Origin of the sequence: Streptomyces olivochromogenes (assembly GCF_001514115.1) — a bacterium.
GTDB lineage: Bacteria > Actinomycetota > Actinomycetes > Streptomycetales > Streptomycetaceae > Streptomyces > Streptomyces olivochromogenes.
Window position 1 is genome coordinate 442,781 of the sequence record NZ_KQ948451.1, and the last position, 22,495, is coordinate 465,275.

Annotated in this window: 20 protein-coding genes and 1 pseudogene; 9 read left to right on the forward strand and 12 right to left on the reverse strand. The window is 72.3% G+C overall.

The window, feature by feature from the left end; all coding sequences use genetic code 11:
• Positions 1-476: 476 nt before the first annotated feature.
• From AQJ27_RS02055 to AQJ27_RS02065, 3 genes are all read right to left on the reverse strand, one after another.
• Complete coding sequence (locus tag AQJ27_RS02055; protein ID WP_067360666.1) at positions 477-1,631, reverse strand: DUF3103 family protein; 1,155 nt, start codon at positions 1,629-1,631, stop codon at positions 477-479.
• A gap of 289 nt (positions 1,632-1,920) precedes the next feature.
• Positions 1,921-2,649, reverse strand: a complete 729-nt coding sequence (locus AQJ27_RS02060) for a FadR/GntR family transcriptional regulator (RefSeq protein WP_067360669.1) — start codon at positions 2,647-2,649, stop codon at positions 1,921-1,923.
• Between the two features lie 631 nt (positions 2,650-3,280).
• Entirely contained in the window at positions 3,281-4,246 is a 966-nt protein-coding gene (locus AQJ27_RS02065; protein WP_067360672.1) for a pirin family protein, read from the reverse strand.
• Between the two features lie 198 nt (positions 4,247-4,444).
• Between AQJ27_RS02065 and AQJ27_RS02070 the strand changes: the two genes are divergently transcribed.
• From AQJ27_RS02070 to AQJ27_RS02080, 3 genes are all read left to right on the forward strand, one after another.
• On the forward strand, positions 4,445-4,999 hold the full coding sequence (locus tag AQJ27_RS02070) for a MarR family winged helix-turn-helix transcriptional regulator (protein WP_079064733.1): 555 nt from the start codon (positions 4,445-4,447) through the stop codon (positions 4,997-4,999).
• 2 nt (positions 5,000-5,001) lie between these two features.
• A complete protein-coding gene (locus AQJ27_RS02075; RefSeq protein ID WP_067360674.1) occupies positions 5,002-5,442 on the forward strand; it encodes a helix-turn-helix domain-containing protein in 441 nt (146 codons plus the stop codon).
• A gap of 68 nt (positions 5,443-5,510) precedes the next feature.
• A complete protein-coding gene (locus AQJ27_RS02080) occupies positions 5,511-5,858 on the forward strand; it encodes a tetratricopeptide repeat protein (RefSeq protein WP_067360677.1) in 348 nt (115 codons plus the stop codon).
• A 209-nt stretch (positions 5,859-6,067) separates the two neighbouring features.
• Here the strand turns inward: AQJ27_RS02080 and AQJ27_RS60710 are convergent.
• From AQJ27_RS60710 to AQJ27_RS02100, 4 genes and pseudogenes are all read right to left on the reverse strand, one after another.
• A pseudogene (locus AQJ27_RS60710) lies at positions 6,068-6,438 on the reverse strand (hypothetical protein); the annotation flags it as partial.
• Positions 6,439-6,469: 31 nt separating this feature from the next.
• Entirely contained in the window at positions 6,470-7,420 is a 951-nt protein-coding gene (locus tag AQJ27_RS02090) for a M56 family metallopeptidase (protein WP_067360683.1), read from the reverse strand.
• Between the two features lie 6 nt (positions 7,421-7,426).
• Positions 7,427-7,948, reverse strand: a complete 522-nt coding sequence (locus AQJ27_RS02095; protein WP_079064734.1) for a BlaI/MecI/CopY family transcriptional regulator — start codon at positions 7,946-7,948, stop codon at positions 7,427-7,429.
• Between the two features lie 31 nt (positions 7,949-7,979).
• Positions 7,980-9,386: a PepSY-associated TM helix domain-containing protein gene (locus AQJ27_RS02100; RefSeq protein ID WP_067360689.1), complete on the reverse strand. Its 1,407-nt coding sequence runs from the start codon at positions 9,384-9,386 to the stop codon at positions 7,980-7,982.
• Between the two features lie 310 nt (positions 9,387-9,696).
• On the opposite strand from AQJ27_RS02100, the gene AQJ27_RS02105 reads away from it, so the two are divergent.
• Positions 9,697-10,353 carry a peptide deformylase gene (locus AQJ27_RS02105; protein WP_067360692.1) on the forward strand — a complete coding sequence of 219 codons (657 nt, stop codon included), beginning with the start codon at positions 9,697-9,699 and terminating at the stop codon, positions 10,351-10,353.
• An 872-nt stretch (positions 10,354-11,225) separates the two neighbouring features.
• Here AQJ27_RS02105 and AQJ27_RS02110 read toward each other — a convergent pair.
• Positions 11,226-12,659 (reverse strand): dihydrolipoyl dehydrogenase family protein, encoded by a 1,434-nt coding sequence (locus AQJ27_RS02110; RefSeq protein ID WP_067362639.1) that lies wholly within the window; start codon positions 12,657-12,659, stop codon positions 11,226-11,228.
• Positions 12,660-12,794: 135 nt separating this feature from the next.
• On the opposite strand from AQJ27_RS02110, the gene trxA reads away from it, so the two are divergent.
• Positions 12,795-13,181 carry a thioredoxin gene (gene trxA, locus AQJ27_RS02115; RefSeq protein WP_054231635.1) on the forward strand — a complete coding sequence of 129 codons (387 nt, stop codon included), beginning with the start codon at positions 12,795-12,797 and terminating at the stop codon, positions 13,179-13,181.
• Between the two features lie 93 nt (positions 13,182-13,274).
• Here the strand turns inward: trxA and AQJ27_RS02120 are convergent, their stop codons facing one another.
• The 3 genes from AQJ27_RS02120 to AQJ27_RS02130 form a co-directional block, all read right to left on the reverse strand.
• Positions 13,275-14,711, reverse strand: coding sequence for an aldehyde dehydrogenase family protein (locus tag AQJ27_RS02120; RefSeq protein ID WP_067360696.1), 1,437 nt, complete (start codon positions 14,709-14,711; stop codon positions 13,275-13,277).
• A gap of 37 nt (positions 14,712-14,748) precedes the next feature.
• Positions 14,749-15,927, reverse strand: a complete 1,179-nt coding sequence (locus AQJ27_RS02125) for a 4-hydroxybenzoate 3-monooxygenase (RefSeq protein ID WP_067360699.1) — start codon at positions 15,925-15,927, stop codon at positions 14,749-14,751.
• Between the two features lie 98 nt (positions 15,928-16,025).
• Positions 16,026-17,060, reverse strand: a complete 1,035-nt coding sequence (locus AQJ27_RS02130; RefSeq protein WP_067360702.1) for a LacI family DNA-binding transcriptional regulator — start codon at positions 17,058-17,060, stop codon at positions 16,026-16,028.
• Between the two features lie 170 nt (positions 17,061-17,230).
• Between AQJ27_RS02130 and AQJ27_RS02135 the strand changes: the two genes are divergently transcribed.
• From AQJ27_RS02135 to AQJ27_RS02150, 4 genes are all read left to right on the forward strand, one after another.
• Positions 17,231-18,655 (forward strand): amidase, encoded by a 1,425-nt coding sequence (locus AQJ27_RS02135; RefSeq protein ID WP_067360705.1) that lies wholly within the window; start codon positions 17,231-17,233, stop codon positions 18,653-18,655.
• A 102-nt stretch (positions 18,656-18,757) separates the two neighbouring features.
• Positions 18,758-18,976 carry a hypothetical protein gene (locus tag AQJ27_RS02140; protein ID WP_067362642.1) on the forward strand — a complete coding sequence of 73 codons (219 nt, stop codon included), beginning with the start codon at positions 18,758-18,760 and terminating at the stop codon, positions 18,974-18,976.
• A gap of 145 nt (positions 18,977-19,121) precedes the next feature.
• Positions 19,122-20,627: a flotillin family protein gene (locus AQJ27_RS02145; RefSeq protein ID WP_067360708.1), complete on the forward strand. Its 1,506-nt coding sequence runs from the start codon at positions 19,122-19,124 to the stop codon at positions 20,625-20,627.
• Between the two features lie 306 nt (positions 20,628-20,933).
• Entirely contained in the window at positions 20,934-21,389 is a 456-nt protein-coding gene (locus AQJ27_RS02150; protein ID WP_067360711.1) for a type II toxin-antitoxin system PemK/MazF family toxin, read from the forward strand.
• Between the two features lie 4 nt (positions 21,390-21,393).
• Here AQJ27_RS02150 and AQJ27_RS02155 read toward each other — a convergent pair whose 3' ends face one another.
• Positions 21,394-22,242 carry a TIGR02452 family protein gene (locus AQJ27_RS02155; protein WP_067360714.1) on the reverse strand — a complete coding sequence of 283 codons (849 nt, stop codon included), beginning with the start codon at positions 22,240-22,242 and terminating at the stop codon, positions 21,394-21,396.
• Between the last annotated feature and the right edge of the window lie 253 nt (positions 22,243-22,495).

A 22,495-nucleotide genomic window follows, 5' to 3' on the forward strand; every position in this document is an offset into this window, starting at 1 on the left:
CGGCGGTTCTCGCTCCACGGCCTCCAGCCCGCTCCAGGATGGTCAGTCGCACCAATTGCGGCAGGTGATGAAGCGACCTGTCGCCAAGTCCCTTCGCCTCAGCTCACCTCGTCGGGACCGGCCTCCGCGATCGCTGACACAGGCTGCGATCAAGATCCGGGCCATGCTCGGACCAGGGCCGACACACCGCTCCCTCAACCGCATTCGTGCTGCTCAGAGGCGCGCAGACCATGTATCACCAGCAGACGAAGCACCTCCTGGTGTCCTACTCGGCGAAGCGGCTGGGCTTCTTCCAGTCGCAGAAAAGGGGTGCCTGACCGGGGTAGATGCCCGGCAGGCGCCCCTCTTGGTCAGTGCCGGGCACGGCTGCGCCGTGGTGTCGGGGGCATGCGGCCTCCGGCACGACGAGCGTGTCCTCGACGCGGACCGGCGCGTTCACCGAGGTGCGGCGGCCGGTCCGCGCTTGCGTGCGAGGTCTAGAACTCCTCGACGAAGTAGGGCTCGACGGTCATCCAGCCGTTGCCCGAGGCGCCGTTCAGCCGGCCCGAGGAATTCTGGGCGAGGGTGTACCAGGACTCCACGTAGTCGGGGTCGTCGGTGAACCAGTCGTCGGGGATCGCGCTCAGGACCGCGTTCACCAACGGGATGTAGGTGCCCTGGTCCGTCACGGTGAGCAGCGCCGTGGTGATCGCCTGTGCCAGCGCACGGTAGTTGGTGCCGTCGTCGTCCTCCATCATGACGACGTCGGCCAGGTTGTACTTGTAGTTCGACCAGTTGACCAGGATCTGGTTCGGGTAGTAGACGGTGCCGTCGTAGTCCAGGTAGGGCATGTCCACCGAGTCGACGCGCGCCGTGCCGTCCTGGCCGAAGCCGGTCACCAGCGAGAACATCTCGGCGGCGCCCTTGAACCAGGGCTCCTGGTCGTCGTTCACCTCGACGGCCGTGACCTTGGTCGCCCACCACCCCGCCGCGGCGGCGTGGGCGCTGTTCGCGGCCTTGGACGGCAGGGAGGTCAGCCCCTTGTCGGCGAAGGCCTTCCGCAGCACCTTCAGGCCGGCCCGGTGAGCCTTGGTGACGTCGATGTCCAGGACGTACAGCGGGCGGTCGGGGACGCGCGCGGTGTCGACGGCGTGGGCGTGGCCCTGACTGTCGTACGCCGTGATGGTCCTGGCGTCGTCGTCGGCCGCGGCGACGGCGATCCAGGGAGTGACTTCGGCGTTCAGGTGCGACCGCATGGACGGCGCGCCCAGCCGGACGCGCAGCAGCGACCCGGTCGACGCGGGCAGGCCCTTCAGGCCCGCGATGCGGCGGTCCGCGGCGGAGACGGAAGCGAACAGGTTCCTGCCCTCCTGAGCGGCGGTCCCGCCCGCCAGCGCCTGGAGGTCCACGTCCTCGGTGCCGAGCGCGGCCGCACGGACCTGCTCGCGCCACTGCGGGTCGCGCAGCGAGGCGGACAGCGCCCGCGCGATCTCCTGCTCGGTCGACCGCACCGGAGACTTCCGGAACGGCGTGGCCTGGTCCCCCGCGTCCCGCACCGGCGCGGCGATCGCCGGCTGGACGGTGCCGCCGATGACCGCGGTCAGCATCACGCCGATGAGGACGCCGCGTCTCTTGCTTGATCTGCTCACCATGCTCCTTGTGTTGTTGGTCGCCGCCGCGCCCACGGTGAACGGGCGGCCGTCCTAGGGGTGATGGGCCCGGATTGCCTCGGGCACCTGAGGGGTCGCAACCGCGCGCCTGGTCCTACCCCGCCGGGCGTTCACCAGGGCATCAGCCTTGACCTGCGCATGACAATGAAGGAAACGTGGGTGAACGGGTAGCCGTGCACGATCGGGACCACTCCGAGGCCGGGCCGCTTCGCCGCACACACCTCGCCTCGACGGGAGCCGGCGGGCCCGGAGTCGCCGCCGGGAAGCGCGGCTACCGGGGACCGTCGGCGGTCGGCCGCCCGCGAGAACCGCTCAGCGAACCGAGCATGATCTTCTCGGTGCCGGCCAGATACGTCTCCGCCGCGCGCCGCGCCTCCTCGCCGTCCCGGTCGACCACGGCCCGTACCACCGGCGCGAGCCGGTCCGTCGCCCGCGCCGCGTCCTCGAACGGCGCCCGCAGCGAGGCCCGTACCGGAAGGTAGGCGTTGAACAGCGTGTTCGTGAGGAGCAGATAGACCCGGTTCCCCGTGGCCCGCGCCAGTTCGCGATGCACTTCCACGTCGGCGAGCTGGACGGCGTCGGCGTCCGGGCCGTCCGCGACCTGACGCAGCAGGTGTTCCAGCCGCCGGGCCTGTCGTTCCGTGCGCCGGTCGGCCGCGCGGCCGGCGATCAGGGTGCCGATCTGCCGCCGCACCTCGAAGACCTCCCGCAGCCACGTGGGGTCCTGTGCGGCCAGCATCGGAAGCAGGTCGGCGCCGCCGACCCGCAGGTAATCCAGGATGCGCGTGCCGATGCCGTGCCGGGTGCTCAGCAGTCCCGCCTGCTCCAACCGGGTCAGCGCGTGCTTCAAGGTCGTACGGGTGACCCCGTACCCGGCGGCCAGCTCCCTCTCGGGGGGCAGCAGGGATCCGGGTTCGTGCGTGCCGCTCAGAATGTCGTCACGCAGCCGCGCTTCAAGCAGGTCGACCACGGTTCGGCGCAGAATGCTTTCGACGGCCACGGAGGATCTCCCAGGCTTCGGTCAATGGTTCAGCGGCTCACTGGTCTAGTGGCCCACTGGTTCAGCGACTTCTTGGTCTAGTGGCTCAGCCACTGTCCCAGTGAAGCAGCCCCCCGACCGCCACGTCAATTACCTGATGGCGCACAGCAGTTGCGCACGGTCCGCGTGGGGAGAACCAGCGTGCGGATGAGCAGTGTGGGCCTGAGCCCCCTCTGGAGCCGGTCCGTCGGCGGGGCGCCCGTGCGTCGCCCCGTGGGGCGCGGGGCCCTCCGACAGGTCGCACCCCGCGGTTCGGGGAGATGCATCAAGGACACCGGGTGGACTGGCTGTTGAGAGATCGCCTCTCATGGTGCGCATGGGATGTGCAGGTCCCGCAAGCAGCTTCGACCGTATCGGCAGCTGCCCGTACCCCGGAGGTTCCGGCTGGCGCTCATGCCTCGCAAGACCGGGCCCGCGCGAGGATCGACGCAAGATAAGGCGATCAGACCTGGTCACAGACGCCAACACTCGCACGTCGCACTCCAGCCCGAGTCGCTCACCACTGGACGTGACCCTCCCCCCTGGGCCGATCCTGCCCAGGGGGACGCCAACCACGCCACACGGATACCCGACTCAGGGACATGACCGCAGGTCAACGCACCCGACCCCGCGGCTTCAGCGGTACCGGCGGGAGTTCGGGAGCGGACAGCGGGTCACCGTCGTAACCGTGTACTTCGCCGAAGCGAGTCCCCTCCATCCAGTCCTTGCGGCCCTCCTCGATGTCCTGCTGCGAACGGCCGATGAAGTTCCACCACATGACCAGCTCCTCCTCGAACGGCTCGCCGCCCAGGAGCATGAGGGACGCGTCCGACTCGGCGCGCAGGGGAAGTTCCGTCCGGCCGCAGCCGAGGTAGAGCATGGAGCCCGGGAGCATCGGTACGCCGTCGACGTGCGCCTCGCCGGACATGGACAGGACGGCGTACTCGAAGTCGGGCTCCAGCGGCAGTCGTACGTCGGTGCCGCTCGCGAGGGACAGGTCGGCGCCGACGATCGGGGTGTACGTCGTGCCGGGCGAGGTCGTGCCGTCGACGGTGCCCAGGATGAGCGTGGCCTTGAGGCCGGCGGCCGTGACGAGCGGCAGCTCGGCGTGGTGCTCGAAGTGCGGTTCGGTGTGGCGGTGGCTGTCGGGGAGGGCGACCCACAGTTGCGCGCCGTGCAGGAAGCGGGCGTGCGACTCGGGGCTCTCCTCGGAGTGGCTGATGGCCCTTCCGGACGTCATGAGGCCCAGTTCGCGCGGGCGGATCGTCTGCAGGCTGCCCGTGGAGTCGCGGTGCAGCACCTCGCCCTCGTGGAGCCAGCTGACGGTCTGGAGTCCCATGTGCGGGTGCGGCGGGACCTGCATACCGGGCTCGTCGGCGATGTCGTCGGGCCCGTAGTGATCGACGAAGCACCACGCGCCGATCATGCGGCGGCCCAAGTTGGGCAGCAGGCGGCGGACTTCGGTGGACTCGCCGAGCTTGACCCGACGGGGACTGAGGAGTTCACGGACCGGCTCGGCCACCACGAAACCGCGGCCACCGCACAGCGCGGGAACTGCCTCGCGATCAAGATTGCTCATGGGCCACAACCTAGCCCCGTCGGGGACCGTCCGTCAGGCCGTCCTCCCTCCCCCGGGCTCCCGCGGACTCCCCCGGACGGGGGTACTTGGGCCGGAGTCGGTGCGGTCCTGGGGCTACGGGCGGAGGTCGGTAGGGCGCTGGTCGGGGACAGCGAGAAATAGTAGCCATGGACATAGTATCCATGTATGGTTTTCCTCATGAGTTCGACATCCGAGCACGCGACCCCCGGCTTTCTCGTCTGGCGCCTGTCCACGAAGTGGCGCGTGGCCGTCGATCGGGCGGTCGCACCTCTGGGCCTGACCCACGCCCAGTACTCGCTGGTCGCGTCGCTGTACGGGATGCACAGGGCCGGGCGGCGGCCGAGCCAGCGTCAGCTCGCCGATCACACCGGACTCGAACCGCTCTACGTCTCGAAGCTGGCCCGCGCCCTGGAGGCGGCCGGTGTCGTCGACCGGACGCGGGACCCCGCCGATCCACGTGCGATCCAACTGTCACTCACGGAGGACGGACGCGAGGTCGCGCGGCGCGCGACAAGGGTGGTCCAGGGGCTGCTGGAGCAGCTCCTCGAACCGCTCGGCGGACTCGGCGGCGATCGCACGAAGGCGTTCAGCCACGAGCTGGCGACCCTGCTCGACGTACCACTCGACGTACCGCTCGATGCGCCGCTCGATGCGCCGCACGACGCACCGGGCGATGCGCATCTCGACACACATCGCGACACACATAGCGATTCACATCCTGACGAGGAGTAGCCATGAGCATTCCCACTCCCCCGGTCGGCGGCCAGGTCGTAGGACTGGCCCACTACGCGAGCCGCGCGGCCCTGGAAGCCGCGCTGGCGCGCATCGGAAGCAACTTCAACCAGTCGGTGGCCCTGCGGGCCGTCTCGGACCAGGGCGGCACCGTCGAGCGCGACCGGCTCGTGGGGCGGCTGACCGGGGCGCTGAAGGTCGAGGAGTCGGTGGCCGAGGAGACCGTCGCGGAGATGACGGCCCTCAAGCTGCTGACGGAGACGGACGCCACGCTGGTGTCGCTCACCGAGCACGGCCGTGAGGTGTTCGAGGAGATCCGCACGGCGGGGAACGAGATCGCGGCCCGGCTGTACGCGGGCATCCCGGCCGAGGACCTGGCGACGGTGGGGCGCGTGCTGACCCTGGTGACGGAGCGGGCCAACGCGGAGCTGGCCGGCGGATGACGCCCACGAGCGAGATGGTGGAATATTCAACCATCGAGTGAGGTTCTGACACTCGAAGGAGGTCAGCAGTGGAGACGAAGTACTACGACCAGGGGACGGCCGCGGAGCGCTGGGAGCGGGCGCAGCTGTTCTTCGACGCCAAGGACTACGCCGGTGCGGCGCGCGTTCTGGGCGGCCTTGTGGACGAGGTGCCGGAGCAGACCGGACCGCGGCTGCTGCTGGCCCGCGCGTACTACCACTCGGCCCAACTGCGCCGCGCCGAGACGGAGTTGCGTACGCTCGTCGAGCGTGACCCGGTGGAGCACTACGCCCGGCTGATGCTGGGGCGCACGTTGCAGCGCCAGGGGCGTCACGACGAGGCCGAGTCGCACCTGCGCATCGCCTCCGCGCTCGCGGGTGACTTCGAGCAGGTGTGACGGCCCTTGCAGGTGTGACGGCCCTCGCGGGTGCGACCGCCGCTGGGGGTGCGACCGCCCGCTGAGGACGTGAACGTCTCCCGACGACATGAACTGTCGCCCGAGGGCGTGAACGTCTTCGGGAGCAGGACGAAGAGGCCGGGCGCCGGAGCGCCGTGGCTGGTCATCGAGGTGACCGGCCACAGCCCCGGCACCCGGCCTCCGCCGTGTCACGCCGCGCGCGGCTCCATGAGCCGTGTCAGCAGGTCGTCCAGGCTGACCAGGCCGGTCAGCCGCCCCGTGTCGTCGCGTACGACGGCTCGGTGCACGCCCGCGACGCCCTGGTCGCCCGCGCGCAGGGCAGGGCCCAGGTCGCCAGGACCGTGACGCCGTCGCGGACCAGCAGGCGGGTGCGGTCGCTGTCCCCGGCGACGCCCAGGACGGTGTCGATCGCCGCGTCGGCGGGGACCGAGGTGATCCGGTCGGCCGGGATCTGCAGGTCCCCGACCGGGTGCTGCGGTTCGGTCAGGGAGCTGGTGATCAGCTCGGAGTCCTCCTTGCTGATCAGCCCGAGCCGCTCCGACTCCTCGACGAGGGATGTTCGGCGGAGCGACTGAGGAGTGGTGGCGGAGCTACAGCGGCGTGGCCGCGTGCAGGATCAGGACCATCGTCACGGCGGAGTTCGCCGACGACATCGCGGAGACGAGCGTGCCGACCGCGGCGCCCCAGGCGGCCAGCCCCACGGACGTGAACACGGACGGCCAGCTGCGGGCCGCCGGCGCGGGGCGCAGCAGGGCGGCGACCCGGCGCGGCACAGGACCCGCGGACGCGAATCCGGCGAAGCCGGTGAACGTGGCGAACGCCGGCACCGGGCTCCCGCCCGACAGCAGGGCCGCCTTGCCGATCGCCCGCGCCACCACCGTGCGGTTGCCGACCGACCGGGCCGCGTCCTCGTCCGCCCACCGCTCCGTGGTGTAGACGACGGTCGTACGCAGCGGTCGCAGGAACGGATTGGCGCGCGCCGCGAGTCGTACGGCCAGCAGGTGGCGGTGGTGAGCGGCCGTCAGGTGGGCCCGCTCGTGCGCGAACAGGGCACGGCGCTCGGGCGAGGTGAGGCCGCGCAGCAGGGCCGTGGTGACCACCACGCGGTCGCGGCGTCCGCCGGGGAGAGCGTAGGCGTAGGGCTTCTCCTCGGGGAGGACGACCACGGAACGGCTGGGCAGCGCGGCGAGCGCACGCCGCGCGCGCTGGGCGACCCGGCGGTGGCGCCACAGGGTGCGCGCGCAGACCGCGAGGACCAGGACCAGGGCCGGGATCGCCGCCTGGCCCGCGATCTCGTCGTGCGGGACGGCCGCACGGACCTCCGCGTGGGACCAGCCGTCCGGGAGCGGGTTGCCGGGCAACTGCGCGGTCCCGACCACCATCAGCAGGGCCAGGCAGAGTGTGCTGCACAGGGCCATGACGGTGGCGACCGCCGTCAGCAGCCGGGTGGCCGTACGCGGATGCAGATGCAGTTCGGCGAGGCGTGCCACCGGCCAGGCACTCAGTGGCAGGACAAGCGGCAGAAAGACGAAGACCCCCATGAGACGTCAGTCTTCCGTACCGTCGGGCACCCCGTCGGCCCCACCCACACCATCGCCCCCACCCACCGCATCGGACCTGGCCGTCGCCTCGGCCCCACCCATCGCATCGGACCTGTCCGTCGCCCCGGCCCCGCCCGTCGCGTGGGCCGTCTCCAAGAGCGCGCGCAGAACCTGTTCGTCGTCCGGCGGCAGCGCGGTGACGAAGCTGGCGAGGACGGCCTCGCGGTCGCTCTCGCCGTCGAGAAGCCGGCGCATCTTGAGCGCGGCCAGGCCCGCGACGTCGGCGGTGGGCCGCCACACGAAGGAGCGTCCGCGTCGTTCGCGGGCCACCGCGTCCTTGGCGAGCAGCCGGGTCAGGATGGTGACGACGGTGGTGTAGGCGAGGTCGCCGCCGAGTCGTTCCTGCACCCAGGCGGCGGTCACCGGGGCCTCCGCCTCGCGCAGCGCACCGAGCACCTGGCTCTCCAACTCGCCCTGCCCGCGGCGCCTGGAAGGCCGGTGCGGGTCCTCGCGGTCGCGCTGCGCCATGTCCGTCTCCCTCCGGCGTTCCCCTACCTGATCACGCTACCTGGCCTCCCTGGGTGCGCTTGCCACGGCGGTACGCGATCTCGCCGAGGACGACGTCCACGGCGACGAACACGGCGAGCGGGATGCCGAGCAGCGGGACGAAGTAGCCGAGCACGGCGACGGCCGCCATGAGCGGGACGAGGATCTGCGGCGGGACCTGCCGCCAGGCGCCGCGCGGGATGGGGCGGCCGAACGCGGAGGCACGGCCGCGCTGCCACCACATGCGGTAGCCCCACACGATCAGCAGGACCAGGCAGAGCGCGAGGGCCATCAGAGCGATCTGGTTGACGAGGCCGAAGAGGACGCCGCTGTGGGCGTCGATGCCCCAGCGCGTCAGTTTGGCGAGCAGCGGGTAGTCGGCGAAGCGGAGTTCGTCAGTGACCTTGCCCGTCGTCGGGTCCACGGCGACGGAGTCCTGCTTCTCGGGCCAGCTGCGCTGGACCTGCTTGACCACGTACGCGGTGGAGGCGTCGGCGGGTACGACGATCTCGACGGGGTCGCCGAGACCTTCGGCGCGGGCGGCCGCGAGGATCTTGTCGAGGTCCTGGGGCGTGGTCGTTGCCGTGGTGCCGCCGGACCCCGTGCCGGTGTGGCCCGCGTGCTCGCCGCCGGCCGCCACCGCCGCGGACACGGAGGGGGTCGCCTGGCCGAGCGAGGTCCTGAGTTCGTCGATGTTGGCGCCGGCGTAGGTCGACCAGGTGAGTCCGGTCGCCGAGAGGAAGAAGAACCCGGCCGCCGCCCACACACCGACGGTGCCGTGCAGCCCGAGGGTGCGACGGCGCCCGGACATACCCCGCACCTTGCGCTGGGCCCGCCGCCGGCCGAACCACAGCACCAACCCGCCGGCCGCGATGACCCAAAGCCAGCTCGCGGCGAGTTCGCTGTAGAGCCGGCCGTTCTCGCCGAGGTGCAGGTCACGGTGGAGCTCGTCGATCCAGGTGCGCAGCGGGAGCGCGCCGGTGGCGCCGTACTGCTCCAGCGCTCCTCGCACCTTCGCGGTGTACGGGTCGACGAACACCGCGAGCGTGTGCCCCTCGCCGACGCCGGGGACGCCGGAGAGCAGCACCCTGGTCGTCGCGTCCGCCTCCGGTGACGGTCGTACGGCGGAGACCGCGCCCTGCGGGTGGGCCTTGCGGGCGGCGGCCACCTGCTCGGACAGCGGCAGCTTGTGGTCGCCCACCGGGACGGTCAGCTCATGCGCGTACACGATCTTCTCCGCCTGGTACGAGGCGGCGTACAGGAAGCCGGTCAGGGCCGCGACCAGCAGGAACGGGGCGACGAGTATTCCCGCGTAGAAGTGCAGGCGCAGGATCAGGGGGCGCAGGGCCGCCTTTCTGGTGGGGGTCGGGGCGACGGGCCTGGGGGACTCGTCCGTCGTGGTCGTGGGAGCGGTGGACATGGGCGGGCTTCTCCGGTCGGACGGGGATGGGAAGGCGGACGGAAGCGGGGACAGGAGTGGGGACGGGGCAGGGACCGGACGGGGATGGGACAGGGATGGACTCGGGTCGTGGGCCGGGGAGTTGGACTCTCGCTCCGGAGTGGCCCGTGGTGGTCCGTGGGGCTCCGTGGTGGTCCAGAAGTCGGGGCGCGGAGTCGTCGAGTTCCCGGGGCGCCATGTGGCCTGAGTCACATGAAAAGGCGTGTGGGGACCCGGGAGACGTCCCTGGCGCCGCCTCGCTTGGCGCGATCGGTCTTGGCATCCTGGCGCGATGGCATCCGAACGTGACCCCAGCGCCTCCCGCCCACTGAGCGAGCTGGTCGAGGAACTCCTCGCCCATGAAGGCCCGTTGCCCATCGTCACCGCCGGGGACCCGGTGCTGCGCCGCCCCGCCGAGCCCTTCGCCGGCCAGCTCGACCCGGGGCTCCTGACCCGCTTCGTCGCCGCCCTGCGCGCCACCATGCACGCGGCGCCGGGCGTCGGCCTCGCGGCACCGCAGGTCGGCGTACCCCTGCGGATCGCGGTCATCGAGGATCCGGCGCCGGTCTCCGAGGAGGTGCGGGTGGTGCGCGGGCGGGTGCCGCAGCCGTTCCGGGTGCTGGTGAATCCGTCGTACGAGGGCGTGGGCGCGGGGCGGGCCGTGTTCTTCGAGGGGTGTCTGAGCGTGCCGGGGTGGCAGGCCGTGGTGGCCCGGCACGCCGAGGTGCGGCTGACGGCTCTGGACGAGCGGGGCCGGGCGATCGACGAGGTGTTCACGGGGTGGCCGGCGCGGATCGTCCAGCACGAGACGGATCACCTGGACGGCATGCTCTACCTCGACCGTGCCGAGTTGCGCTCGCTGTCTTCCAACCAGGAGATGGCGGATCGCTGGACGCAGCCGACGCCTGCGGAGGCCGCCGCCGTACTGGGCTTCGCCCTTCCCGACTGAGGGCGCGCACCGCGGGGCCCTCAGTCGGGCAGGGCGAAGGGTGTCCGGCGGCGGGAGTGAGCCTGGGATCGATGGCCCGACGGCGGCCGTCGGAGCCTCGACGGCTCCAGGCCCGGGCCGACCGAGGCGGCGCGGCTGCGGCCGGCGGGTCCGGCCGCTCGGGGCCCGGACCGGTGCCGCTCGGGCTCCGGACCGGTGCCGCTCGGGCTCCGGGTTGGTTCGGGCCCGGGCCTTCCGGGGCGGGCCGTCGATGTCCCGACCGGCTGAGTCATCCGGCCCTGGCCCCGGCTCTGCCGCCGGGCCTGGCGTCCGGCCCGGAGAGCGTCCCGTCTCAGCCAGGTCGGCCGCGCCCGGACCGTCGGAGCCGCCCGCAAGGCGGCACCCCCGCGCCCGAAGCCCCATACCCGGAGCCGAGCCGCCCAGGCCGGAACGGCCGGCCCAGCCGGTCAATCTCAGCCGGCCGAACCCGAAGCCGCCGGGGACCCGAACCTCAGCCGGCCGCACCCGAAGCCGCCGGGGACCCGAACCTCAGCCGGCCGCACCCGAAGCCGCCGGGGACCCGAACCTCAGCCAAGCCCCCGACATGCCGGGCCAAGTCCCGGCCAAGTCCCGGCCGCCCCAACGACCGGCCCAGCCCGTCAATCCCGGACGGCCGCCCCCGACGCGCTCGAACCCCGAAACGACGAACCCCAAGGCCGCCACCGCGACTCGAGCGCCGCCAGAACCCAAGTGGCGGACGCCGAACGGGTGAATCCGGCCGGTCGGTCGCGGAGGGCCGGGGCCCACGCCCTCGGCGCTCAAGCCGGCGACGGGCGAACGGCCGGTCCAGGCCCGTCGATCTCGGGCGGCCGTACCCGAACGACCGGCGTCGGCTACGCGTCCCGGTACATCTCCAGCAGCCGCAGCCACACCTCGCTCACGGTCGGATACGACGGCACCGCATGCCACAGGCGGCTGATCGGGACCTCGCCGGCGATGGCGATGGTCGCCGAGTGGATCAGTTCGCCCACGCCGGGGCCGACCAGGGTGAGGCCCACCAGGATCTCGCGGTTGGTGTCGACGACCATGCGGGCCTTGCCACGGTAGCCGTCCGCGTACAGGCCCGCGCCGGCCACGGAGGACATGTCGACGTCGACGGCGCGGACGCGCAGGCCCGCGCGCTCGGCCTCGGCGAGGGAGAGGCCGACGGCCGCGGCCTCCGGGTCGGTGAAGACGACCTGGGGGACGGCCCCGTGGTCGGCGGTCGCCGAGTGCGCGCCCCAGGGATCGGTCTCCAGGAGGGGCACCCCGGCGGCACGGGCGGCGATGGCGGCGCCCGCGATCCGGGCCTGGTACTTGCCCTGGTGGGTGAGGAGCGCGCGATGGTTCACGTCGCCGACCGCGTACAGCCAGTCACTGCCGGTGACCCGCAGGCTGTCGTCGACGTCGAGCCAGGAGCCCGGCTCGAGGCCGATCGTGTCGAGGCCGAGGTCGCCGGTGCGGGGCACACGCCCGGTGGCGAAGAGGATCTCGTCGGCCTCGATGCGGTCACCGGTGTCGGTGAGGGCCACCACGGTGGAGCCCTCGCGTGTCACCGCGGTCACCGAGGTGCCGGTGCGGACGTCCGCGCCCGCCTCCTTCAGCGACTCGGCGACCAGCTCACCGGCGAAGGGCTCCATGCGGGGCAGCAGTCCCTTGCCGCGGACGAGGACGGTGACCTGGGAGCCGAACGCCTGCCAGGCCGTGGCCATCTCGACGGCGACGACACCGCCCCCCACCACGATGAGCCGGCCCGGCACCTCGTGCGCGCTGGTGGCCTCACGGCTGGTCCAGGGCCGGACCTGGTCGAGCCCCGGCAGGTCGGGGAGCAGGGCGCGGGTGCCGGTGCAGACGGCGACCGCGTGCCGGGCCGTGAGCACCTGCCGCTCACCGTCGGGCCCGTCGACGGTCACCTTGCGCGGCCCGGCCAGGCGCCCGTGTCCGCGGTAGAGCACGGCGCCGATGCCGTCCAGCCAGCCGACCTGTCCGTCGTCCTTCCACTGGGAGGTGTAGTAGTCGCGGTGGGCGAGCACCGCGGGGACGTCGAGGGGGCCCTGCACCGCCTGGCTGAGGCCGGGCACGTGGCGGGCGTCGGCGCGGGCGATGACCGGGCGCAGGAGGGCCTTGCTGGGCATGCAGGCCCAGTACGAGCACTCGCCGCCGACCAGTTCGCTCTCCACGACCGCGGTGGAGAGGCCGGCCGCGCGGGCGCGGTCGGCGACGTTCTCCCCCACGGGCCCGGCCCCGAGCACCACGACGTCGTACGCGATGGATTCCGTTTCCGTCATGGGCACAGTCTGGTTGTTGGTGTGCTCGGAGGCCACACGGGTACGCGCGCGGAATACGCCGCCCCGGGGTGGCGTTGTGCACACCGGCTTCGCCCCGAGGCCCGAGGCCCGACATCAGGAAGAGGTAGTCACGCCATGAGCAGCACGATGGAGCTGACCAAGGAGAACTTCGACCAGACGGTCACGGACAACGAGTTCGTCCTGATCGACTTCTGGGCCTCCTGGTGCGGGCCGTGCCGTCAGTTCGCCCCGGTCTACGAGAAGGCCGCGGAGGCCAACCCGGACCTGGTGTTCGCGAAGGTCGACACGGAGGCGCAGCCCGAGCTGGCCGCCGCCTTCGACATCCAGTCGATCCCGACGCTGATGATCGTCCGCGACCAGGTCGCGATCTTCGCCCAGCCCGGGGCACTGCCCGAGGCCGCCCTGACGGACGTCATCGGACAGGCCCGGAAGCTGGACATGGACGAGGTCCGCAAGTCCATCGCGGAGCAGCAGGCCAAGCAGGCTCCGCAGGGCGAGTAGCTCCACCGGGCCGCAGGGCCGACAGGTCGACCGGGCTGCAGGGCGAGTAGGTCCACCGGCCGCAGGGCGAGTTGGCGCCGCACAACCTTTCCGTCAGAACGGGTACGGCGCCACATCTCCGCGCACCGTCGTCCAGCGCACGTCGGTGAAGGCCTCCAGGTTGGCCTCACCGCCGAAGCGGGCGCCGGTGCCGGAGGCGGCGATCCCGCCGAAGGGGGCCACGGCCTCGTCGTTGACGGTCTGGTCGTTGATGTGGACGATCCCGGTCGGAATGCGCTCGGCCAGGTCCAGGCCGCGCGCGGTGTCCCGGGTGACGATGCCCAGTGAGAGGCCGTAGGGTCCGGCGGCGGCGAGGGCCGCGGCCTCGTCGGCGTCCGCGAACGACCGTACGGGCGCCACCGGGCCGAAGACCTCCTCGGCGTACGCGGGCGTCGCGTCGTCGACTCCCGCGAGGACCGTCGGACGGTAGAAGAGCCTCTCGTGCGTGCCGCCGGCCGCGAGCTTCGCGCCGCGCGCCGTGCTGGACTCCACCAGCCCCTGGATCTTGGCGAGTTGGGCACTGTCGATGATGGGCCCGAGGTGCACCTGCGCACGGTGCGGGTCGCCGACGGCGAGCGAGTCGGCCTTGGCGGCGAGCCGCTCGACGTACTCCTCGTAGAGGGAGGCGTGGACGAGGTGGCGGCCCGTCGTCATGCAGATCTGGCCCTGGTGGAAGAACGAGCCCCACGCGGCCGTGGAGATCACCGCGTCGATGTCGGCGTCCTCCAGGACGATCAGCGCCGAGTTGCCGCCCAACTCCAGGTGGGCGCGCTTGAGGAGGCGGCCCGCCGCCTCGCCCACCGCGCGTCCGGCGGCGGTCGAGCCGGTGAAGGAGATCACCGGTACGTTCGGGTCGGCGACCAGCGCCTGGCCCGCCTCCGGACCGCCGGGCACAACGTGCAGCAGGCCCTCCGGGAGCCCCGCCTCGGCGAAGACGGCGGCGAGCGCGAGACCGCCGCAGACGGCGGTGCGCGGGTCCGGCTTCAGGACGACGGCGTTGCCGAGCGCGAGCGCCGGGGCCACCGAGCGGATCGAGAGGATCAGCGGGGCGTTGAAGGGGGAGATCACGCCCACCACACCGACCGGGACGCGTCGGGTGTAGGACAGGCGCGGCGCCTCGGAGGGGAGGATCTGGCCGCTGGGGCGGGAAGCGAGGGCGGCGGCCTCGTAGCACTCCTGGGCCGCGACGTGCAGTTCGAAGTCGGCCTTGCCCGGGATCGAGCCGGACTCGCGCACGATCCATTCACGCAGTTCGTCGGCGTGCGTGGCGAACAGGTCGCCGGCCCTGCGCAGCACGGCGGCGCGCACGAAGTGCGGTGCCTTCGCCCACTCCGCCTGGGCGTCACGGGCGTCCCGTGCGGCCGTGGCGACGTCCTCGGCGGCGGCGAGCGTGACCGTGGCCAGCGTCTCGCCGGTGGCGGGCTCGGTGACGGCGTACTCACCGCCCGCCAGGGTGCGGGACTGCCAGGTCTTGGGGTCGAGCAGCGGCATGTCGGCTCTCCGATCGTTCACTGTTCACCGCCGGGACTCACGGTCCCAGCGGCAGTCCCGTGTAGTTCGCGGCCAGTTCGGCGGCCGCGTGGCGGGATGCCGTGATCCGGCGCAGCCGGGCGAGCTGGATCCGGTGGTCGAAGACATCCCCATTTGGTTGAGCGTGCAACATCCTAGTCATGTCGTACGAGAAGCGGGTGGCCTGCCATACCCGCGCAAGACACAAGTTCGAGTAACGGTCGAGCAGTTGGGTCGATCCCGTGCGATGCGACTCGATGAGTCCGCGGGCCAGCACCCGTACGTCGGAGACGGCGAGGTTGAGCCCCTTGGCCCCGGTCGGCGGCACGATGTGCGCGGCGTCCCCCGCGAGGAAGAGCCGGCCGTGACTCATCGGCTCGTGGACGTAACTCCGCATCGGAGTGACCGACTTGGCGGTGATGGGGCCGCGTTCCAGGCGCCAGTCGCCGTCGACCGCGAAGCGCGCGGCGAGTTCGTCCCAGATGCGCTCGTCGGGCCAGTCGGCGACGTCGGTACCGTTCGGGACCTGTAAGTACAGCCGGGACACGGTCGGCGAGCGCATGCTGTGCAGAGCGAAGCCGCCGGCACCGCGCGCGTAGATCAACTCCTCGCCGGAGGGCGGCACATCGGCGAGGATCCCGAGCCAGGAGTACGGGTAGTCGTGCGCGTACGTGCGGCTCCGGCCGGCGGGAAAGGCGTTCCGGGAGATGCCGTGGTAGCCGTCGCAGCCCACCACGTAGGCACAGCTCAGGGCCTGTTCACGGCCCTCGCGCACAAAGCGTACGACCGGCGCGTCGCTCTCCGGGCGCTCGACCGCGAGGGCCTCGGCCTCGAACAACAGCGGTGGTCCGGCGGCGAGTTGGAGGGCGATCAGGTCTCTCACGATCTCCGTCTGGGCATAGATCGTGACGGTACGGCCACCGGTGAGGGCCGGAAAGTCGATGTGGTGGCGCTCGCGGTCGAAGCGCAGCTCGATGCCGTGGTGGATCAGGCCCTCGGCGTCCAGCCGGTCGGCGGCTCCGCACGCGCGCAGGGCGTCGACCGTGCCCTGCTCCAGCATTCCGGCGCGCTGGCGGTGCTCGACGTGGGCGCGCGACCTGCTCTCCAGGACGGCGCAGTCGATGCCCTCGAGGTGCAGCAGCCGGGCCAGCAGGAGCCCGGCGGGGCCGCCGCCGATGATGCCGACCGTGGTCCGCATGGCGCGCCTCCCGTACCTGATCTGGCCGCATCCGGTCCGAACGGGTCGCATCCGGTCCGAACGGGTCGGGTGCGGCCGGGGACCAGCTACAGCCTCTCTCAGGTCGAGTCGCGGTGCACCACCCGCGCGCCCAGTACCTCGTGGCTCTCGGGCGCCCCGCCCGGTTCACGCACCACCCGGTCGACCAGTTCCGCGAGGTCGCGCCCGGACGGCAGTTCGATGTGGACGGTGCTGAGGCGGGGCCGCAGCAGCCGCCCGAGCATGAGGTCGTCGGCGCCGATGACGGCCGTCTCGTCCGGGATGCCGACGCCCTCCTCCTGGAGCGCGCGCATCAGCAGCATGGCGTACTCGTCGTTGTAGGCGAACACGGCGTCCAGGCCGAGCGAGCGCCAGCGCGCCGCCAGCCGGGCGGCGGCCCCCTCCTCGTACGCGAGCGACAGCGCGGTCGCCGTGGCGTCGGTCCCGGCCAGGGACCGGTGTACGCCGTCGAGCCGGGACTTGGAGAAGATCTCCAGGCCGGGTTCCTCGGGCACCACGACGCCGATCCGGCGGCGGCCGCGGGCCAGCAGGTGGACGCCCGCGCTGTGGCCGACCTTGTCGTGGTCCATGAGCAGCGCGTGCGCGCCCTCGACGCGCTCGGGGCCGAGCGTGACGACGGCCCGGGCGCCGGAGCGCTTGAGGACGGCCACGCCCTGCGGGCCGAGGTCGCTGCCGGGCACCAGCACGGCGACCGGCCGCAGCTCCGCCCAGGCGCGGGCGGCCTCGTCTCCGTGCAGGCCGACACTGCCGTACTGCACGACCGTGTAATCCAGACGGCCCAGCGCCCACTGAAGTTCGTTGAGGAACTGGCTGTAGAGCGGTCCCACGGGCACGCTCGGTGTGGGCATCAGGACCATACGGCTGTGTCCGGCGCGCAGGGAACGGGCGGCGGCGTGCGGAACGTACCCGAGTTCCTTGGCCGCCTCGTGGACGCGGCGGCGGGTGGGCTCGCTGATCCGGACGGCGCTGGTGTTGTTCAGTACGTACGAGACGGTGGCCCGGGAGACGCCCGCCAGGCGTGCCACATCGGCACTCGTCGGCACGGGTCGTTGTGCGGGCGTCGGCGGGACGGGCTGCTTCGGTATCTGCACCATGACGTCCCGCATCCTTGCAGAAACCCCGGGCGTCCCTTCGCGCCGGGGGAACCTCGTGGGCCCGTCGTGCCGGAACACCCGCTTCCGCGAGGGAACTTCCGCATCTCGTGCGGGATGGCCCGTGGTGCGGTTACCGTGCGGTAGACGACGTGCTCCGGAGGTGGTCACGTATGACTCACGACCGTGCCGCAGGTCTGGCGGAGTGTGCGCGCGCCCTCGCCCACGGAGAGGTGAGCGCACGCGAGCTGGTCGAGCGGGCGCTGACCCGCATCGAGGCGACGCAGCACTCCCTGAACGCCTTCCGGGTGGTGCGCGCCGAAGCGGCGCTCGCCGAGGCCGACGCGGCGGACAGGGAGCTCGCCGCCGGAGTGCGCAGGCCGCTGCTCGGGGTGCCGGTGGCGGTGAAGGACGACATGGACGTGGCGGGCGAGCCGACCGCGTTCGGCTGCCGGGGTGTCTTCCCGCCCGAGGCCGAGGACGGCGAGGCGGTACGGCGGCTGCGCGCCGCCGGCGCGATCGTCATCGGCAAGACCAACACCTGCGAGCTCGGCCAGTGGCCGTTCACCGAGGGGCCCGCCTTCGGTGCCACCCGCAACCCCTGGCACGCCGAGCACACCCCGGGCGGCTCGTCCGGTGGCTCGGCGGCGGCGGTCGCGGCGGGCCTTGTCCCGGCGGCACTGGGCTCGGACGGCGCGGGCTCGGTCCGCATCCCGGCCTCCTGGACCCACCTCATCGGCATCAAGCCGCAGCGTGGCCGGATCTCGACCTGGCCGCGTGCGGAGTCCTTCCAGGGCATCACGGTCAACGGCACCCTCGCCCGTACGGTCGCGGACGCGGCCCTGCTCCTGGACGCGGCGAGCGGCAACCACGACGGCGATCTGCACCGTCCGCCCGCGCTGCGGGTGTCCGACGCGGCGGGCCGCGAGCCGGGCCGGCTGCGGATCGCGCTGTCACTGAAACCGCCGTTCACGGCGCTGCCCGCGCGCCTGGACCCCGTCGTACGGGCGCGGGTGGTCGCGCTCGCGGAGCGGCTCGCGGCGCTCGGCCACACGGTGGAGGAGGCCGAGCCGCGGTACGGGCAGATCGGGCTCACCTTCATTCCGCGCGCGACGGCCGGTATCGCCGAACGGGTGCGCGACCTGCCGCACCCGCACCTCCTCGACCGGCGGACCCTGGGAGCGGCCCGGCTCGGCCGACTGCTCGGCGGCGCGCCCCTGCGCATGGCCCGGCGCGCCGAGGCGACCCTGCACCGGCGGATCGGCGCGCTCTTCGACACGTACGACGTCCTGCTCGCGCCGACGACGGCCGCTCCCCCGCCGCGCATCGGCTCGATGGCGGACCTGAGCGGCCTCGGCACCGACCGGGCCATGATCGCCGCCTGCCCCTACGCCTGGCCGTGGAACATCCTGGGCTGGCCGGGTGTGAACGTCCCCGCGGGTTTCGTCGACGGCGGCCTGCCGGTCGGCGCACAGCTCCTCGGTCCGGCGCACAGCGAACCGCTGCTCGTCTCCCTGGCCGCCCAGTTGGAGGCCGACCAGCGCTGGCACGAGCACTGGCCGCCGCACGGGGCGCCCGCGGACTCCCCCGCGGTGTAGGCGAGTTCACCGCACGTGCCGGTGGGCGAGTTCCGGGCGCGTGCCGTGAGTGAGTTCGCCGCGAAGGCACTGACCAGGGTATTTGGGCCGTACGCTGGGCCCATGGACGATGCGTCGATGGTCGGGTTGATGGGGCGGGTGACCGGCACGGTCGGACCCGGGCTCGTCGGTGAGGTGATCGTCCGGGTCCGCGGCGGCGCAGAGCATTTCCTCGCGTACCCGGCCGCGGCGCAGGAGCGGATCGAGCGCGGCACGGTGGTGATGGTGGTCGAGTACCTGCCGCCGCGCACGGTGTACGTGTCGGCCGCGTACGACAGTTGACGGCTCGTCTGTGCACGCTCCGCCCCAGGTGAGAGCGGTATGCGTCAAGATTGCAACAAGGATCCGTCAGCGTCTGTACCCCGGTCTTGCACAGGAGCACACTCCCTTCGTTCGGTGCCGATAGGGCACCATCCAAAGGGGGCGTATGCCGATGGTTGTCGGCGTCGTGGCGGGGGCGGTTGTCCTCGCACTGATCTTCATCGTTGTGGTCTTCAAGCTCATGTGGCGTGTCGCGGAGCCCAACGAAGCACTGATCATCTCCGGTTCGAAGCATCGGACCGAAGGCCTTGAAGAGGGCATGGGATTCCGCATCGTGACGGGGCGCGGCACGCTGGTGCTGCCGGGTGTTCAGGCGGTACGGAAGATCTCGCTCGACCTCAACGAGACCGAGCTGCACGTGGACTGCGTGACCACCCAGGGCATTCCGCTGAAGGTGCGGGGCGTGGTCATCTTCAAGGTGGGCGACGACTTCGTGTCGATCGCCAACGCGGGGCGTCGCTTCCTCGACCAGCAGAAGATGATGTCGGAGCGGGTGCACAACGTGTTCGCCGGTCATCTGCGGTCCATCGTCGGCGGGTTGACCGTCGAGGACATGATCCGCGACCGGGAGAAGCTGACCGGCCAGACCCGGGCCGCGTGCGGTACGGAGATGGAGAAGCTCGGTCTGATCGTCGACTCGCTGCAGATCCACGAGATCGAGGACCCGACCGGGTACATCAAGAACCTCGCGATGCCGCACGCCGCCGCCGTACAGCGGGACGCGCGCATCGCGCAGGCGGAGGCGAATCGTCTCGCCACCGAAGCCGAACAGAAGGCAGCGGCCCGGATGTCGGAGGCGACCCGGGACAGCGAGATCCTCCAGGCCGGCTACCAGGCCGAGCGCGACAAGGCGGCGGCGAAGGCACGGCAGGCCGGACCGCTCGCGGACGCCGCGGCCCGGCAGGACGTCGTCGTGCAGGAGACCCGGATCGCCGAGCTCGACGCCCTCCGTCGTGAGCAGCAGCTCCAGGCGGACGTCCGCAAGCCGGCGGACGCCCAGGCGTACGAGACGCGGGCCCGCGCCGAGGCCGAGCGTGACGCGCGTATCTCGGCGGCCGAGGCCAAGGCCAAGGAGACCGAGCTCGCGGCCGCGGCGGAGGCGAACCGGGTCAAGACGGCCGCAAACGCGGAGGCCGAGGCGACGAAGGCCCGGGGTGCGGCCGCCGCGACGGCGACCAGGGCCACGGGTGAGGCCGAGGCGGCGGCGGCTCAGGCCAAGGGTCTCGCGGCGGCCGAGGCGACCCGGGCGCAGGGTCTCGCGGAGGCGGAGACCATCAAGGCGAGGGCCGCGGCGCTCGCCGAGAACCAGGAGGCGGTGGTCGCCCAGCAGCTCGCCGAGAACTGGCCGGAGATCGTCCAGGCGGGCGCCAGCGCGTTCGGGAACGTCGACCACATGGTGCTGCTCAACGGCGCCGACGGTATGTCGGACATGTTCGCCAAGGCGCTCACCATGGGCGGCACGGGCCTCGGACTCGCCCGTCAGCTGCTCTCGTCGATGAACCAGGACGGGGCGGCCGGCAACGGTACGGGGAGCAACGGCGCCGCCGGGCTCAACGGGGTCGTGCCGCCGCGCACGGAGAAGGTGCCGGTGGAGGGGGACGGCAAGCAGTGACGCCGAAGGAGAACGCCGGGGACTGATCCCGGCGGGGCGACGAGGGTGTTCCAGTCCCTCGTCGCCCGCTCCGCGTGAGCGGTTCGACCCTCCGCCCCGACTGCTCGGCCTACTCGGCCGCGGCGCCGACCAGGCCGTCGAGCCGCCGCTCAACACCCCCTTCCTCGTCCAGCGCCCCGGCGCCGACGCCAGCCCGGACGTCGTACGGGTCCGTGACCGCCTCCAACACGCGGCCCGGACCTGGTAGTCGGCCATCTCGGCCACCCGCTCGGCGGGTTGGACAGGGCAGGCTCTAACGTGAGCCGCGTGACTGCCTTTACCGATGACACCACCGAAGACGTCCCCGGCCGTTACGGCCCTTCCGCGACCACCGAGGCCGAACCCCGCGAGGTGGGCCGGGTGCGGACGGAGTACGCGCCCGCACACGACGGCGACCCCGATCCCGGCGAGATCGTCTGGACGTGGGTGCCGTTCGAGGAGAACGACGGGCGGGGCAAGGACCGTCCGGTGCTCGTCGTCGCGCGCGAGGACGCCGGCACGCTGCTCGCCGTCCAGCTGTCGAGCAAGCGGCACGACGGGGAGCGGGAGTGGGTGCCGATCGGGAGCGGGCCGTGGGACCGGTCGGGGCGGGACTCCTGGGTGGATGTGGACCGGGTGCTGCGGCTGCACGAGGACGGGATGCGGCGGGAGGCCTGTGCGCTGGATCGGATGCGGTTCAATTCGGTCGTGCGCCGCTTGCAGGAGCGGTACGGCTGGCGTTGAGGGCTCATACGTGGGCGAACGCCTGCTCGAAGGAGCCTCGCGTCGTCCGATCCCTCGTGCGGTCCAGGACGCCGAACACGACATGGTCGAAAGCACCCTCGAAGCGGCCTTCGACCAGCAAGCCGTGGAACGCGCCCGCCACCTGCGCCGGATCGTTGCGGAACACGCCGCAGCCCCACGCGCCCAGCACCAGCCGGCGGTAGCCGTGGGCCGCGGCGGTCTCCAGGACGCGCTCGGCGCGTACGGCCAGGGCGGGTCCGAGCTCGGGCGCGCGCTCCGGGGCCGTACGCAGGACGACTCCGGCGTTGGGGGCCGCGGCGGTCAGGAATCCGGCCGTGTACGGCTCGTCGAGCAGACCCCCGCGGTCGTCGCGGAAGATGGGCACGGCGGGTGAGTGGATGACACGGTCCGTGTAGAACGGATCCCGGTGGGCGCGGTGGTGGTCGTAGAACTCCCGGGCCCGCAGCAGACACGTGTACAGCGCGGAGGCCCGGCACAGGGCCTCCTCCTGGGCCTGCGCGCCGTTCAGGAAGCCGCCGCCCGGGTTGCGCGCCGAGGAGAAGTTCAGGACGGCGACCGGGCCGGCCGGGCGCCCTCCGTCCTTGTGCACGAGCCGTCGGGCGGCCTCCAGACTGCTCTCGCCCGTCACCTCGAACAGCGTGCTCTCGCGCGGTGCGCTCGCGGGCCGGCCGGCCGGTGCCCCGACCGGTCCAGGGCCGTACATGCGCGTTCCCGCCCGCGCGCCCTCGACGGCCGCGGCGATCGACACCGCGCGTCCGTCCGACGCGCGGTACCCGCCCGCCGCGACGATCTCCTGCGTCTGCTGCGCGAGCGCGCGCAGGCGCGCACTCATGGCGCGACCCCCGTACGCGCCACGAGGACGCCCCTCGCGATCTCCCCCGTCGCTCCCCCCCCGGCATTTCCCCGGCGGATTCCCCCGCCGATTCCCCCGTCGTGCCCATGAACGCATCGTGAGCGATGCTGGTCCTACGGCGCAACGGAATTTCCCAGCCTCGTAAACAGCGTCTCGCGGCCCGGCAAACAGCGCCTCCGGAACCCGCGAGCGACGATTTGCACCCTTGTGCGAACAGCCAGGAGGGTCTTGG

What these genes read in the sequence shown, in the direction of transcription:
- AQJ27_RS02100 (WP_067360689.1), bottom strand. Translation starts at nt 9,386, where the DNA reads ATGTCCACCGCTCCCACGACCACGACGGACGAGTCCCCCAGGCCCGTC.
- AQJ27_RS02090 (WP_067360683.1), bottom strand. Translation starts at nt 7,420, where the DNA reads ATGGGGGTCTTCGTCTTTCTGCCGCTTGTCCTGCCACTGAGTGCCTGG.
- AQJ27_RS02155 (WP_067360714.1), bottom strand. Translation starts at nt 22,242, where the DNA reads ATGAGTGCGCGCCTGCGCGCGCTCGCGCAGCAGACGCAGGAGATCGTC.
- AQJ27_RS02110 (WP_067362639.1), bottom strand. Translation starts at nt 12,659, where the DNA reads ATGACGGAAACGGAATCCATCGCGTACGACGTCGTGGTGCTCGGGGCC.
- AQJ27_RS02070 (WP_079064733.1), top strand. Translation starts at nt 4,445, where the DNA reads ATGAGTTCGACATCCGAGCACGCGACCCCCGGCTTTCTCGTCTGGCGC.
- AQJ27_RS02130 (WP_067360702.1), bottom strand. Translation starts at nt 17,060, where the DNA reads ATGGTGCAGATACCGAAGCAGCCCGTCCCGCCGACGCCCGCACAACGA.
- AQJ27_RS02075 (WP_067360674.1), top strand. Translation starts at nt 5,002, where the DNA reads ATGAGCATTCCCACTCCCCCGGTCGGCGGCCAGGTCGTAGGACTGGCC.
- AQJ27_RS02105 (WP_067360692.1), top strand. Translation starts at nt 9,697, where the DNA reads ATGGCATCCGAACGTGACCCCAGCGCCTCCCGCCCACTGAGCGAGCTG.
- AQJ27_RS02065 (WP_067360672.1), bottom strand. Translation starts at nt 4,246, where the DNA reads ATGAGCAATCTTGATCGCGAGGCAGTTCCCGCGCTGTGCGGTGGCCGC.
- AQJ27_RS02095 (WP_079064734.1), bottom strand. Translation starts at nt 7,948, where the DNA reads ATGGCGCAGCGCGACCGCGAGGACCCGCACCGGCCTTCCAGGCGCCGC.
- trxA (WP_054231635.1), top strand. Translation starts at nt 12,795, where the DNA reads ATGAGCAGCACGATGGAGCTGACCAAGGAGAACTTCGACCAGACGGTC.
- AQJ27_RS02055 (WP_067360666.1), bottom strand. Translation starts at nt 1,631, where the DNA reads ATGGTGAGCAGATCAAGCAAGAGACGCGGCGTCCTCATCGGCGTGATG.
- AQJ27_RS02140 (WP_067362642.1), top strand. Translation starts at nt 18,758, where the DNA reads ATGGACGATGCGTCGATGGTCGGGTTGATGGGGCGGGTGACCGGCACG.
- AQJ27_RS02135 (WP_067360705.1), top strand. Translation starts at nt 17,231, where the DNA reads ATGACTCACGACCGTGCCGCAGGTCTGGCGGAGTGTGCGCGCGCCCTC.
- AQJ27_RS02120 (WP_067360696.1), bottom strand. Translation starts at nt 14,711, where the DNA reads ATGCCGCTGCTCGACCCCAAGACCTGGCAGTCCCGCACCCTGGCGGGC.
- AQJ27_RS02125 (WP_067360699.1), bottom strand. Translation starts at nt 15,927, where the DNA reads ATGCGGACCACGGTCGGCATCATCGGCGGCGGCCCCGCCGGGCTCCTG.
- AQJ27_RS02145 (WP_067360708.1), top strand. Translation starts at nt 19,122, where the DNA reads ATGCCGATGGTTGTCGGCGTCGTGGCGGGGGCGGTTGTCCTCGCACTG.